A 13,053-nucleotide genomic window follows, 5' to 3' on the forward strand; every position below is an offset into this window, starting at 1 on the left:
AAACGATTCATGACTTAGGTGTTAGAGGAATTGTAGTAGGTGGTGCCATTACGCGTCCAAAAGAAATTACAGAGCGTTTTGTTGCAGCAGTAAGTGAAAAGTAGGAACAACTCTATCCGTATAGAAGGATAAAACAAAAGGAGAAACAATATGAGGATGAAGAAAATACTTTGTTCGTTAGTTGCAGGAGCTGCTATTTTATCGTTAGCAGCATGTGGAAATTCAGGTGGTTCAAACAAGTCGGCTGATTCAGGTAATTCTTCTGGTAAGACAGAGATTACTTGGTGGGCTTTCCCAGTCTTCACGCAAGAAAAAGCAAACGATGGTGTTGGAACTTATGAAAAAGAAATTATTAAAGCATTTGAAAAAGCCAATCCAGATATTAAAGTGAAACTAGAAACAATTGATTTCAAATCTGGTCCAGAAAAAATCACAACGGCGATTGAAGCAGGAACAGCACCAGATGTCCTCTTTGACGCACCGGGCCGGATTATTCAATATGGTAAAAATGGTAAATTGGCAGAATTGAACGATCTCTTTACAAATGATTTTGTCAAAGATGTCAATAACAATCAAATCATTCAGGCCAGCAAAGCTGGTGACAAAGCCTATATGTATCCAATTAGCTCTGCGCCATTTTACATGGCATTGAACAAGAAAATGCTGAAAGAAGCTGGTGTGTTAGACCTTGTTAAAGAGGGCTGGACAACTGCTGACTTTGAAAAAGTATTAAAAGCATTGAAAGCTAAAGGGTATACTCCTGGCTCACTCTTCAGTAATGGTCAAGGTGGTGACCAAGGTACACGTGCTTTCATTTCAAATCTTTATGGTGGTTCTGTAACAGATGATAAGGTGACAAAATATACAACGGACAGTCCAAACTTTGTCAAAGGTTTGAACAAAGCAGTGAGCTGGATTAAAGATGGTTTGATGACAAATGGCTCTCAATTCGATGGTGGGGCAGATATTCAAAACTTTGCGAATGGTCAAACGTCTTATACCGTTTTATGGGCACCTTCACAAAATGGTATCCAAGCAAAATTGCTGAAGGCAAGTGGCGTTGAAGTTGTTGAAGTACCATTCCCGTCAGACAATGGCAAACCAGCTTTGGAATACCTTGTAAATGGCTTTGGCATCTTTAACAATAAAGACAAAAAGAAAGTGGAAGCTGCTAAAAAGTTTGTCAAATTTATTGCGGATGATAAAAAGTGGGGGCCAAAAAATGTTGTTCGTACAGGTGCCTTCCCAGTCCGTTCCTCATTTGGAAAATTGTATAATGACAAACGGATGGAAACAATCAGCACTTGGACAAAATATTATTCACCATATTACAACACGATTGATGGATTTGCAGAAATGAGAACGCTCTGGTTCCCAATGTTGCAATCTGTTTCAAATGGCGATGAAAAAGTTGAATCTGCTTTGAAGACCTTTACAGAAAAAGCAAATGAAACCATTAAAAAAAGTAAAAAATAAATAATGTAACGATTTCCCTTTTTCTGTTGTTGGTTTCATAAAATAGGAAAAGGGAATTTTTTATCAAAAAGAGGAGGTCAGTATCTCCTCTAGCTAAATGAGGTGTTGAATGTGAAAGTGAATAAAATAAGAATGAGAGAAACCTTGGTATCCTATGCCTTTTTAGCACCAGTTCTATTATTCTTTATTGTCTTTGTATTAGCGCCGATGGTGATGGGATTTGTAACGAGTTTCTTTAATTATTCTATGACTTCCTTTTCATTCGTTGGATTGGATAATTACTCACGAATGTTTAAAGATCCAGTCTTTATTAAATCTCTCATTAATACAGTGATTATCGTTATTGGTTCGGTACCAATTGTTGTGTTGTTCTCTTTGTTTGTAGCGTCACAAACCTATAGTCAGAATGCGATTGCGCGCTCTTTCTACCGATTCGTCTTCTTCCTGCCGGTGGTAACAGGGAGTGTAGCTGTAACGGTTGTATGGAAATGGATTTACGACCCACTGTCAGGGATTTTGAATTTCGTCCTGAAGTCGGGTCATGTCATCAATCAGAATATTTCTTGGCTGGGTGATAAGCATTGGGCGTTGATGGCGATTATTGTGATTTTGCTGACAACTTCTGTCGGACAGCCTATTATTCTCTATATTGCTGCTATGGGAAATATTGACAATTCATTGGTGGAAGCTGCGCGTGTTGATGGAGCGACAGAGCTGCAAGTTTTCTGGAAGATTAAATGGCCAAGTCTTTTGCCAACAACTCTGTATATTGCAATCATTACAACAATCAATTCCTTCCAATGTTTTGCCTTGATTCAGCTGTTGACATCCGGAGGGCCAAACTATTCAACCAGTACATTGATGTATTACCTGTATGAAAAAGCCTTCAAGTTATCTGAATATGGTTATGCTAATACCATGGGAGTATTTTTAGCTGTCATGATTGCTTTGATTAGCTTTGCCCAATTCAAGATTCTTGGAAATGACGTCGAATATTAAAGAAAGGAGAGACAAGATGAAACAGAAAAAAATGAGTGCCTTTACGGTAATTTCAACGATTATTCTCTTGGTGTTGACCGTTCTCTTTGTTTTTCCTTTCTATTGGATTTTGACAGGAGCTTTCAAATCGCAGCCAGATACGATTGTCATTCCACCTCAATGGTGGCCTAAGATGCCAACATTAGAAAATTTCCAACAGCTGATGGTGCAAAACCCAGCCCTGCAATGGATGTGGAATAGTGTGTTTATCTCGCTAGCGACCATGTTTTTGGTCTGCATTACTTCTGCCTTAGCGGGTTATGTTCTGGCTAAAAAACGTTTCTATGGGCAGCGGATTCTTTTTGCAACTTTTATCGCTGCTATGGCTCTGCCTAAACAAGTAGTACTGGTTCCTTTGGTCCGTATTGTCAACTTTATGGGAATTCATGATACACTAGCTGCAGTTATTTTGCCTCTTGTCGGTTGGCCTTTTGGGGTTTTCCTCATGAAGCAATTTAGTGAAAATATCCCAACGGAATTGTTGGAATCTGCTAAGATTGATGGCTGTGGTGAAATTCGGACTTTTTGGAATGTAGCTTTTCCAATTGTAAAACCAGGTTTTGCTGCCCTTGCCATTTTTACCTTTATCAACACATGGAATGATTACTTTATGCAATTGGTCATGCTGACATCGCGGCAGAATCTAACGATTTCACTTGGAGTGGCAACGATGCAAGCTGAAATGGCAACGAATTATGGTTTGATTATGGCTGGTGCTGCGATGGCAGCTGTTCCGATTGTAACCGTCTTTCTTGTCTTCCAAAAATCCTTCACACAAGGTATTACCATGGGAGCTGTGAAAGGATAAGGAGGGAGAACGAATGATTTTCGATGAATTGGAAAATCTCGCCCATTACAAAGGTATCCATAATCATTTAGATTGTGCCATTGATTATCTCCTAACTCACGATTTAAGCAATTATGAATTAGGACGGTATGAGATTAATGGAGACAAAGTTTTCTTCTTTGTGCAGGAAAATGAGCTTAATCAAGAAGAGAATGATGAATTTGAATTTCATCATCGTTATTTGGATTTGCATTTTCTCTTGGAAGGGCGAGAAATAATCCAGTATGGCTATGAGCAAACGGAACTTCGCAACGTTTATGATGCAGAGAAAGATATTGGTTTTAACACTTGCAACCAAGTCTATCCGCTAGTTTTGGATCATCGGAATTTTGTGGCGTTTTTACCAGAAGAAGCTCATCACCCAAATGGTTTTGCTGGCAAGGGGTTGACGGTCAAGAAATGCGTGGTAAAAGTGCTATTTGACTAACTAGAAAAATAAAGGAGATTGAGCATGGAGAACAAAAGCTCTCAGTTAGTGAAATCTATTTTTAATACGGATAATTTATTCATGAGAATTTGTGAAAAAATTCTTGATTTAGTGACAGTCAATCTTCTTTTTCTGCTGTCTTGTCTACCATTTGTTACGATTGGTATTGCCAAAATTAGCTTGTATGAAACTTTGTTTGAAATCAAGGGTGCGCGTCGCGTAAAAGTCACAGCGATGTACATGCAAGCATTTAGAAAAAATTGGAAAGTCGGTTTCAAACTTGGTTTGCTAGAACTGCTACTTGTAGGAATCAGTCTATTTGACCTCGTGCTTTTTTGGAAGCAGGAAACAATGCTGTTTCAAATGTTAAAAGCAACTTGTATCGGTGTCATCATTTTTACTAGTTTGCTGTTTTTATGCATCTATCCTTTGGCAGCTAAGTTTGAAATGACGGTAAAAGATCTATTACAAACGGGACTGATCATGGTGAGTTTGCATTTCCCGTGGTTCTTTTTGATGATAGCCTTATTAGCTGTAATTGTCTTTTTCCTCTCTAGTTCAGGATTTGTATTGCTACTGGGCTTTACTCTTTTTGTATTAGTTGGCTTTGCAGCCTTAGGATTTTTGCAATTGCCTATTATGGAAACTATTTTTAATAAATATAAACGATAAAACCAATTAACTTGGAGAATAAAATATGAGAGATTTAAAAAATATGAAGGGGTCATTCCGGCCTTCTATGCTTGCTATGATGATCAAGGCGAAATTAGTCCAGAGCGCGTGCGAGCTTTGGTAGAATATTTTCTCGTCAAAGGAGTTCAAGGATTGTATGTCAATGGTTCATCTGGTGAATGTATCTACCAAAGTGTTGCTGATAGAAAATTGATTTTAGAAGAAGTCATGGCGGTGGCAAAAGGGAAATTAACTATTATTGCTCACGTCGCTTGCAACAACACCAAGGATAGTATGGAGTTAGCGCGCCATGCAGAAAGCTTGGGAGTGGACGCTATTGCGACCATACCACCGATTTATTTTCGTTTGCCAGAATACTCGATTGCTCAATATTGGAACGATATTAGCGCAGCTGCCCCACATACAGACTTTGTGATCTACAATATTCCGCAGTTGGCAGGTGTAGCTCTGACGCCAAGTTTATATACAGAAATGCTCAAAAATGAACGTGTGATTGGCGTGAAGAATTCTTCCATGCCTGTCCAAGACATTCAAACCTTTGCAGCACTTGGCGGGGAAGACCACCTCGTCTTTAATGGGCCAGATGAGCAATTTTTAGGTGGTCGCCTGATGGGAGCAAGAGCAGGTATCGGCGGAACATATGGGGTTATGCCAGAACTTTTCTTAAAGCTCAACCAATTGATTGCCGACAAAGAATTGGAGAGAGCAAAAGAATTACAATTTACCATCAACACTATTATCGGAAAATTAACTGCTGCTCATGGAAATATGTATTCTGTCATTAAGGAAGTCTTGAAAATCAATGAAAATCTAAACGTTGGTTCTGTTCGTGCTCCGTTAACACCAGTGACAGGCACAGATCGTCCGATTGTAGAAGAAGCAGCTCGCTTGATTCGTGCAGCTAAGGAAACGTTCTTGTAATAAAAAAGAGGTGGATTATGGGGAAATATATTGCCATTGATATTGGTGGAACAAATATCAAATATGGTCTGATTGATGATACTGACACCTTGCTGGAAGCGCATGAAATCCCAACAGAGGCTCATAAGGGCGGTCCAGAAATTTTGCGCAAGGTAAAGGGAATTGTAGCACGTTATTTAGAACAAATTCCAGTTGCTGGGGTTTGTATCTCCTCGGCTGGAATGGTCGATCCAGATAAAGGAGAAATCTTTTATGCTGGCCCTCAGATTCCGAACTATGCAGGTACTCAGTTCAAGAAAGTGGTAGAAGAAACATTTGCCGTTCCTTGTGAGATTGAAAATGATGTCAATTGTGCTGGCTTGGCGGAAGTTATGTCAGGCAGTGGCAAGGGAGCGAACATTGCGATTTGTTTGACGATTGGAACGGGTATCGGTGGCTGCTTGCTGGTGGATGGTCAGGTTTTTCACGGCTTTAGTAATTCGGCCTGTGAAGTCGGTTATGTGTATCTGCCAGACGGTGCTTTCCAAGATGTGGCTTCAACGACTGCCTTGGTCGATTATGTAGCAGAGCTTCACGGAGAAGATCCGACTATGTGGAATGGACGCCGCGTTTTCAAAGAAGCAACAGAAGGAAATGCACGTTGTATCCAAGGAATCGACCGCATGGTCAATTATTTGGGGCAAGGGATTGCGAATATTTGCTATGTGGTCAATCCCGAAGTCGTGATCTTAGGTGGCGGCATTATGGGTCAAGAAGCCATTCTCCGTCCTCGAATTGAGGCTGCTATGAAAGCCTGTTTGGTGCCAAGTATTGCTGAAAAAACCAAGCTCGCTTTCGCTCATCATCAAAATGCTGCGGGGATGTTTGGTGCTTATTATCACTTTAAAAATAAACATCATTAACGAAAAGCCTTCTATAATGAAAACGAGCAAATCCTTGGTGAGGAGATGCTCATTTTTGTTTGGTGCCTTATTTGTGTCGTCTGTAATAGCCATTTAATTTTTGATTTTCCCAAAAACTGTTGAAGATTTTTTCTTTTCTTTCTCGGTCAATTTCTAGGAAAAAGGCATAAAGGAGGTCGATCATAAGTAGCATAGGAAATTGTGCTGAGATGCGTAAAATATACTCTGGTTTGCTTTGAATGGCAACAGTGATGATTTCAGTAAAGGTTTCTTTGACTTTGTTGGGGTATCCTGTTACTAACACCGTTTTAGCGCCCATTGCTTTAGCGTCAATGAGACTGTTGATGATAGATTGCGTTCCTCCGGACAAAGAAAATCCAATAACCAAGCAATTTTCATCTAGGATACTGGTTGTCCAAGCAAAGCCGTCTTGATCTGTCAACGCTTCGCAGACAACACCAAGCCGCATGAAGCGCAGTTTCATATCACGGGCGACGAGGCCAGAGCTTCCCGTTCCAAAGAAATAGACGCGATCAGCTGCTTCGATAAGATTGGCAACGCGTAGCAATTTGTCTTCATCAACCAATTCCTCAGTTTGTTGACGGATTTGAGCATAGTTTCGCAGCACTCTACGAGATAAGTCATTTTGCAAATGTTCAGTTTGCTCTGCTTTGTCTTGCAACTGGTGAATATATTGAAAATTAAACTCTCTGTAGCCTTTAAATCCGCATTTCTTCGCAAAGCGTGTCAAGGCTGCTTGAGAAATGTAGAGAGTTTGCGCAACTTTTTGAGAAGAGAGATCGTCATAGATACTAGAAGGGCTCAAAAAGTAGTTGGCAATCCGCTTTTCTAAGTCAGTCATGCTATCAAAATGGCTTTCAATCCTCGCCATGATATGCTGCGTATTTTCCATAGATGTACTCTCTTTACTTGTAATGATATAGAACAAATGTTTTGAAAAACCTATTTGTATTATAACATAGTTTTACAAAATAGGACGCTAGGTAGCTTGATAAATAGCATAGGGTGAAATGATTTCAATTAAGCGAAGAAAACCAATAAAACTTTGTGACGAATGGTTTGAAAATGTGTTATAATTTACACAAGTAAACGTTACAGCCATTGTATGATACAAAGGAGGTGCAAGACATGACGAACGCTACTTTTGAGCAAATGCAGGAAATCGAGCAAGCGGCAGATGAAGTGTTGGCGAGCTATAAAAGTCAAATTCAGGAATTGCGAGAGCAAGCTAGCAGCAATCTGAAACAGCTAGAGAAAGTCTATGATGAAGAAAAGCAACAATTGCTTGTTGAGTTAAAAGAACAATCTGAAAAAGAGATTGCCAACTTGACACAAGACTTAGAAAAAACGAGACAAGAGAACGAAGAAAAAGCCCAAGCAGCTTTGTCAAATAAAAAAGAGGTACTGCTGCAAATGATTGTGGACAGGGTGGTAGAAAAATATGGCCATTAGTCACATGCAAGAGTTGTCGTTGCTATTGCCAAAAGATTTGTTGGATGATGTCCTTTCTTATTTGCAAAACCTCCAGTCAGTTGAGATTCAGGATTTGCAGGCAAAAGAGACTTGGCAGGGAGCTTTTGAGCAAGAGTTGGTGTGGAATCCTGATAAGTCTTTCTCGGAACATCTTCAAACTTTGACTCGGCGGCAGGAAAAACTTGCCAATATGATTGAACGTTTGCAGGCGTTTGTGCCCAAGAAAAAATTACTGGAGTCGTTGAAGGAAGCTCCTTTGGAAATAACGTTTGTGGATTTAGAGCAAGCGGGGCAGGCGCGTGATGAAGAAGTGCTTCTTGCTAACATTCAACAACAATTTCAAGCGTTGGCAAGGGCGCAGGAAGTAAAAGAGATGGCTCAGTCGGAGATGGCAGAGCTAGAAAAATGGGCAAATTTAGGTGTTACGCCGATAGTACTTAAGCATTTTAAACGCCTTCGTGCGTTTGTGGGAAGCATTCCAAGCAGTGAAAACAATCAGCTAAATGCTCGATTACGGGACTATCCTAATCTGGAAGTCCAAGAGATTTTCACCAGTACCACAGAAAGTGGAATTCTTGTGCTATGTAAAGCAGAAACAGCTAAGGAAATGCAAGCATTCTTGACAGAGCTTGGTTTCAAACCTTTTGAATATGCTTTTGAAGAATTACCAAAAGAGCGTTTGACATCGTTAAAAGAAACGATAAAGGAGCAAGAAACGGTTATCAGCTCAACGCAAACGCAGCTTGCAGCTTCCAGTAAGGAATTGCAACAACTCAAGCTTCAGTTGGACTATATTTTGAATCTCACTTCTCGCCAAGAAATCAAGGGAGATCTTGCCAGTACGCAGAATTTGGTTGCTTTAGAGGGCTGGATTGAGCAAGAGCAGATAGAAGATTTGAAAATGGGTCTTGCGCAACAATTTGGTGAGGCTGTCTTGCTTCAAATTCATGAAATGGCGGCAGCTGATCGACAGCGAGTCCCGACAAAACTTAAAAATAATGCTCTGATTGAGCCCTTTGAGCTGGTGACAGAAATGTACTCGCTGCCGAAATACGAAGATAAAGATCCAACGCCCGTTGTTTCGGTCTTCTACTTTATCTTTTTTGGCATGATGGCGGCTGATATTGGCTATGGTTTGTTGCTTTTTGGCGGAACGACTTGGGCTTTGAAAACTTTACATGTCAAGCCAAGCCTGGCAAAGAATTTACGCTTTTTTAGAATTTTAGGAATTGGCGTTGCACTCTGGGGAGTGATTTATGGTTCTTTCTTTGGCTTCAAATTGCCTTTTGCGCTCATTGATACCAGCACAGATGTGATAACCATTTTGATTATTTCGGTCGTGATTGGCTTTGTGACAGTCATGACAGGACTTTACCTCAGTGGCAAAAAGAATATTCGCATGAAGGATTATGCGGCAGCTTATAATTCGGGTTTTGCTTGGATGTTGATTCTCATCGGGTTGGCTTTGCTAGCGGCGGGGCGACTGTTCCCAGCTCTTGCTATGGTCGGATTTATCGGAGAATGGTTAGCTATTGTAAATGCTGTGGGCATTGTACTGGTTTCTATTATCAGTGCTAAGAGTTTGAAAGGCTTGGGTCCTGCACTGTTCAATCTATACAATATCAGCAGCTATGTGGGAGACTTGGTGAGCTTTACGCGACTTATGGCTTTGGGGCTTGCTGGTGCAAGCATTGGCTCAGCTTTTAACTTAATTGTTAGTCTCTTTCCACCTTTTGCTCGCTTCAGTATTGGCATTGTGTTGTTTCTCGCCCTCCACAGTATCAATATGTTTCTCTCCTTTTTATCAGGCTATGTGCACGGGGCACGTTTGATTTTTGTTGAATTTTTTGGGAAATTCTACGATGGTGGCGGAAAAGCCTTTAAACCCTTAAAACCAGCAGAGAAATATGTTCGCTACAAAAAATAGCACAGCTAAATTATTTTAGTAACTCAGCTAGAAGTTTTATGTCATTGACAAAATAACCAAATAAATAATGTTTACTATTAGAAATGGAGTTTATTCATGCAAGCTTTTTCATCTTATTTTTCAACTTACGGTGGTGCCTTTTCGCAGCACTCGGTGTGGTTTTTGCGATTTTCCTCAGCGGTATTGGCTCTGCGCGTAATGTCGGATCAACCGGTCAGGCTGCGACAGCCCTGTTAAAAGAGCAACCTGAGAAATTCGTCAGTGCTTTGATTTTGCAACTTTTGCCAGGTACGCAAGGTTTGTATGGTTTTGTTATCGGGATTTTGATTTTCTTTAAAATTCAACCTGAGATGGCTCTTCAAACAGGTCTAGCCCTCTTTTTTGCCGCACTTCCAATCGGAATTGTTGGTTATTATTCTGCTAAATACCAAGGAAATGTAGCAACCGCTGGCATGCAGATTTTGGCAAAGCGACCTGAAGATGTCATGAAAGGGGTTATCCTTGCTGCCATGGTAGAAACTTATGCTATCCTTGCCTTTGTTGTATCTCTTTTGATGGTTTTGAATGTAAAATGAGACAGGTTCAATGTCTTGAAACAAGATTTCATAGAAGGAGGCAGATATGGAATTTGAATCTCATTTGAGGGATTCGGTTTTGGAGCAAGCGCATGAAAATGGGCGGCAGCTATTAGCCGATGCGAAAGAGTCTATTGAGCGTGAAGCTAAAGAGCAAGAAGCACGGTTGAAACAAGAAAAACTGCAACAGCGTGAGCAAGAAATAAAAGCGATCAATCGTCAGGTACAGCGTGAAGTGCAGCAGCTTGAAAATGAAAAACGTCAGTCTACTTTGGCGACTAAGCAAGGAATTTTGAAAGAATTATTTGCAGGGGCTTATAAGCAAATGGCGGTTTGGTCGGTCGAGCAGGAGCAGACTTTCTTGGAGCAGGTCTTAAAAAAGTATCCGCAAGAAGAGCTTGTTTTGACAGTTGGCTCACGGACATTGGTTAAATATTCGGCTGGACAATTGGAACGATTGTTAGAGCACTATCCGCACGTAAAATTGGCTTCCTCATCTGTGAGTGGAGAAGCAGGTTTTCTCCTTTCGCGAGGCAATATTGACGATAACTACCTCTATCGCAATTTGGTGGATTCTTTGTGGCAGGAGGAGAGTTATCAGCTTGCTCCGACGATTTTCCAAGACGAAGCAGACTAAGGAGGCGTTCTATGAATGAAAAGACCTTCGCTCAAGTGAATACAGAAATTAGTATTCATGAGAGTAGCTTTTTAAGCTTAGCGCAATACGAGCAGTTGTTGCGGACTTTCACTTCTGAAAGTCGGTCAGCAGCTTTGGAAGGAACGGTTTATAATCTGGATCATGAGCAACTAACAGACTTAAATACGATTGAGAGGTTTCTCATGAAACATTTGTTTGCAGAGTATGCTTGGGCTTTTGAAGTTAGTCCAGAATCTGCTTTGGTGGAGTTTTTTACGCTCAAATATACCTATCACAATCTTAAGGTGTTGCTTAAGCACAAGGCGACAGGTTTGAATTTAAAGCATCTGTTGATTTCTGTTGGACCTTATCCTTTAGATATTTTGGAGCATTTGGTTGCAACCTTTTCTGCTGAACATTGTCCTAAATTGATGGCGGATGAAGTGGCGGCGACTTGGGCGGAATATCAAGATTATCAAGATGTACGCGTTCTGGAAATTGGAATGGATCTGGCTTATTTCAAGCACTTAAAAAGCTTGGAGTCTACATTTGAAGACGAGCGGCTCAAGCAACTGGTGGAGTTGACGATTGATTTTTATAATGCAGTAACGGTGCAGCGAGCGATTCGGCACCAAAACCGCACAGTTTTATGACGCAACTCTTATCTGATGAAGGCACTTTGACGAATGCGGAGTGGATTGAATTGGCAGAAAAAGGTCATCTCGCTAGCTGGTTTTCCAAAGTTAATCCACTAGAATTTGACGCAGAACTAAGCATTTATGAAGAAAAACTGCGTTCGGGTAAACTGACAAATCTTGAACTGGAGTATCTAGCAGACTTGGTTCAGTTTAAGCTCTTAGAGCAAGGGCGATTTGAAACAAGTGGTCCGCTTCCGCTCGCTCGTTATTTATTGGGAAAAGAGTTAGAAGTGAAAAATCTTCGACTTATTTTGACTGGTTTGACGAACCAACTTCCAGTAGAGATCATCAAAGAAAGGATGAGACCGATTTATGGCCAGTAAAACTTATAAAATTGGTGTGGTGGGGAACCGCGATGCCATTCTGCCTTTTCGCCTGATTGGTTTTCAGACTTTTCCAGTCACCGAAGCGACCGATGTGGTGAATACTTTACGACGACTGAGCCGAGAAGATTTTGCTATTATTTATTTGACAGAAGACATGGCTGCTGAAATCCCTGAAACGCTGGCTTACTATGATAAGCAAGTGTTGCCAGCAATTATCTTAATCCCGACTCATAAAGGAGTAACAGGATTAGGACAGAGACGTATTCGTAAGAACGTAGAAAAAGCAGTTGGACAGGATATATTGTGAGGTTTTTATGAAAATAAATGAATTAGGCCAGCTTATTGGAGATACCTTGCCGAATTTCAAACCGGGAGATTTACCCAATCTGGAGCGACTAGAAGGACAATATGTTATCGTTGAATGCCTGTCCAAGGACAAACATGGGGTGGATTTGTATGAAGTCTATGGTCCGGATTCTCCTGCTGACATGTGGACTTATCTCTTTCAAAATCCTGTTCAAAGTCAGGAAGAATGGTCGGCCTTGCTAGATCAGATGTTGACAGCTCAGGATCGTTTTTACTATGCCATTGTGGACAAGGAGAGTGGCAAGGCGCTGGGAACTTTCGCTTTAATGAGGATTGACCGAGGCAACCGTGTCATTGAGGTGGGGTCTGTGACCTATTCGCCCAAGCTGAAGCGCACCAGACTGGCTACGGAAGCCCAGTACTTGCTGGCGCGCTATGTCTTTGAAGAGTTGGAATATCGCCGCTACGAATGGAAATGCGATGCACTCAATCAGCCTTCAAGGCGCGCAGCAGAAAGGCTTGGTTTTACCTACGAGGGCACTTTTCGTCAGGCAGTTGTTTATAAGGGGCGCAACCGAGACACTGACTGGCTAGCCATGATTGACAGGGACTGGCCAGCGGTCAAAACCCGTTTAGAAAAATGGCTAAGCCCAGATAATTTTGATGAAAATGGGCAACAAATAAAAGCCTTATCTGATTTTTAAAATAAGAAGTATCAATTTTTGCTGTAGAGATAGCTAAGAAGGGTTTCAAGCTCACGGCAAGGATAGAAAATAAGCAAAAATC

13 protein-coding genes and 3 pseudogenes are annotated in these 13,053 nt (G+C 40.9%); 15 read left to right on the forward strand and 1 reads right to left on the reverse strand.

The window, feature by feature from the left end; genetic code table 11:
* The 8 genes and pseudogenes from HMPREF2887_RS03935 to HMPREF2887_RS03970 form a co-directional block, all read left to right on the forward strand.
* Positions 1-104: pseudogene (locus HMPREF2887_RS03935) on the forward strand (N-acetylmannosamine-6-phosphate 2-epimerase); the annotation flags it as partial.
* 46 nt (positions 105-150) lie between these two features.
* Positions 151-1,476 carry an ABC transporter substrate-binding protein gene (locus HMPREF2887_RS03940; RefSeq protein ID WP_021001174.1) on the forward strand — a complete coding sequence of 442 codons (1,326 nt, stop codon included), beginning with the start codon at positions 151-153 and terminating at the stop codon, positions 1,474-1,476.
* Positions 1,477-1,587: 111 nt separating this feature from the next.
* Positions 1,588-2,475 carry a carbohydrate ABC transporter permease gene (locus HMPREF2887_RS03945; RefSeq protein ID WP_021001175.1) on the forward strand — a complete coding sequence of 296 codons (888 nt, stop codon included), beginning with the start codon at positions 1,588-1,590 and terminating at the stop codon, positions 2,473-2,475.
* A gap of 16 nt (positions 2,476-2,491) precedes the next feature.
* Positions 2,492-3,322 (forward strand): carbohydrate ABC transporter permease, encoded by an 831-nt coding sequence (locus HMPREF2887_RS03950; protein ID WP_020997532.1) that lies wholly within the window; start codon positions 2,492-2,494, stop codon positions 3,320-3,322.
* A 13-nt stretch (positions 3,323-3,335) separates the two neighbouring features.
* Entirely contained in the window at positions 3,336-3,788 is a 453-nt protein-coding gene (locus HMPREF2887_RS03955; RefSeq protein WP_003071168.1) for a NanQ anomerase/TabA/YiaL family protein, read from the forward strand.
* A gap of 24 nt (positions 3,789-3,812) precedes the next feature.
* Positions 3,813-4,460 carry a DUF624 domain-containing protein gene (locus HMPREF2887_RS03960; protein WP_003027233.1) on the forward strand — a complete coding sequence of 216 codons (648 nt, stop codon included), beginning with the start codon at positions 3,813-3,815 and terminating at the stop codon, positions 4,458-4,460.
* An 18-nt stretch (positions 4,461-4,478) separates the two neighbouring features.
* A complete protein-coding gene (locus HMPREF2887_RS03965; RefSeq protein ID WP_084740570.1) occupies positions 4,479-5,402 on the forward strand; it encodes a dihydrodipicolinate synthase family protein in 924 nt (307 codons plus the stop codon).
* A 17-nt stretch (positions 5,403-5,419) separates the two neighbouring features.
* A complete protein-coding gene (locus tag HMPREF2887_RS03970; protein ID WP_084740573.1) occupies positions 5,420-6,304 on the forward strand; it encodes an ROK family protein in 885 nt (294 codons plus the stop codon).
* 67 nt (positions 6,305-6,371) lie between these two features.
* On the opposite strand, the gene HMPREF2887_RS03975 is transcribed toward HMPREF2887_RS03970, so the two are convergent.
* Positions 6,372-7,217, reverse strand: a complete 846-nt coding sequence (locus HMPREF2887_RS03975) for a MurR/RpiR family transcriptional regulator (protein WP_084740575.1) — start codon at positions 7,215-7,217, stop codon at positions 6,372-6,374.
* Between the two features lie 236 nt (positions 7,218-7,453).
* Here HMPREF2887_RS03975 and HMPREF2887_RS03980 point away from each other — a divergent pair, with 236 nt between their 5' ends.
* The 7 genes and pseudogenes from HMPREF2887_RS03980 to HMPREF2887_RS04010 all read left to right on the forward strand — a co-directional run bounded on the left by HMPREF2887_RS03980 (position 7,454) and on the right by HMPREF2887_RS04010 (position 12,971).
* Positions 7,454-7,777 carry a hypothetical protein gene (locus tag HMPREF2887_RS03980; protein ID WP_003032005.1) on the forward strand — a complete coding sequence of 108 codons (324 nt, stop codon included), beginning with the start codon at positions 7,454-7,456 and terminating at the stop codon, positions 7,775-7,777.
* Complete coding sequence (locus tag HMPREF2887_RS03985; protein WP_084740577.1) at positions 7,767-9,725, forward strand: V-type ATP synthase subunit I; 1,959 nt, start codon at positions 7,767-7,769, stop codon at positions 9,723-9,725. Before HMPREF2887_RS03980 ends, HMPREF2887_RS03985 begins: the two co-directional genes overlap by 11 nt.
* Before the next feature lie 96 nt (positions 9,726-9,821).
* Positions 9,822-10,300 (forward strand): annotated as a pseudogene (locus tag HMPREF2887_RS03990) (V-type ATP synthase subunit K).
* A 46-nt stretch (positions 10,301-10,346) separates the two neighbouring features.
* On the forward strand, positions 10,347-10,937 hold the full coding sequence (locus HMPREF2887_RS03995; protein WP_084740581.1) for a hypothetical protein: 591 nt from the start codon (positions 10,347-10,349) through the stop codon (positions 10,935-10,937).
* Between the two features lie 11 nt (positions 10,938-10,948).
* A pseudogene (locus tag HMPREF2887_RS04000) lies at positions 10,949-11,958 on the forward strand (V-type ATPase subunit).
* Positions 11,948-12,268 (forward strand): V-type ATP synthase subunit F, encoded by a 321-nt coding sequence (locus HMPREF2887_RS04005; protein WP_003028571.1) that lies wholly within the window; start codon positions 11,948-11,950, stop codon positions 12,266-12,268. Before HMPREF2887_RS04000 ends, HMPREF2887_RS04005 begins: the two are co-directional and overlap by 11 nt.
* Before the next feature lie 7 nt (positions 12,269-12,275).
* Entirely contained in the window at positions 12,276-12,971 is a 696-nt protein-coding gene (locus HMPREF2887_RS04010) for a GNAT family N-acetyltransferase (RefSeq protein WP_084740583.1), read from the forward strand.
* The last annotated feature ends 82 nt before the right edge of the window (positions 12,972-13,053 follow it).

The sequence above is a fragment of the Streptococcus sp. HMSC071H03 genome, assembly GCF_001813035.1.
GTDB classification, from domain to species: domain Bacteria; phylum Bacillota; class Bacilli; order Lactobacillales; family Streptococcaceae; genus Streptococcus; species Streptococcus anginosus.

Coding starts and splice junctions, on each gene's coding strand:
- HMPREF2887_RS03940 (WP_021001174.1), top strand. CDS start 151: ATGAGGATGAAGAAAATACTTTGTTCGTTAGTTGCAGGAGCTGCTATT.
- HMPREF2887_RS03960 (WP_003027233.1), top strand. CDS start 3,813: ATGGAGAACAAAAGCTCTCAGTTAGTGAAATCTATTTTTAATACGGAT.
- HMPREF2887_RS03950 (WP_020997532.1), top strand. CDS start 2,492: ATGAAACAGAAAAAAATGAGTGCCTTTACGGTAATTTCAACGATTATT.
- HMPREF2887_RS03980 (WP_003032005.1), top strand. CDS start 7,454: ATGACGAACGCTACTTTTGAGCAAATGCAGGAAATCGAGCAAGCGGCA.
- HMPREF2887_RS04010 (WP_084740583.1), top strand. CDS start 12,276: ATGAAAATAAATGAATTAGGCCAGCTTATTGGAGATACCTTGCCGAAT.
- HMPREF2887_RS03985 (WP_084740577.1), top strand. CDS start 7,767: ATGGCCATTAGTCACATGCAAGAGTTGTCGTTGCTATTGCCAAAAGAT.
- HMPREF2887_RS03995 (WP_084740581.1), top strand. CDS start 10,347: ATGGAATTTGAATCTCATTTGAGGGATTCGGTTTTGGAGCAAGCGCAT.
- HMPREF2887_RS03970 (WP_084740573.1), top strand. CDS start 5,420: ATGGGGAAATATATTGCCATTGATATTGGTGGAACAAATATCAAATAT.
- HMPREF2887_RS03975 (WP_084740575.1), bottom strand. CDS start 7,217: ATGGAAAATACGCAGCATATCATGGCGAGGATTGAAAGCCATTTTGAT.
- HMPREF2887_RS04005 (WP_003028571.1), top strand. CDS start 11,948: ATGGCCAGTAAAACTTATAAAATTGGTGTGGTGGGGAACCGCGATGCC.
- HMPREF2887_RS03955 (WP_003071168.1), top strand. CDS start 3,336: ATGATTTTCGATGAATTGGAAAATCTCGCCCATTACAAAGGTATCCAT.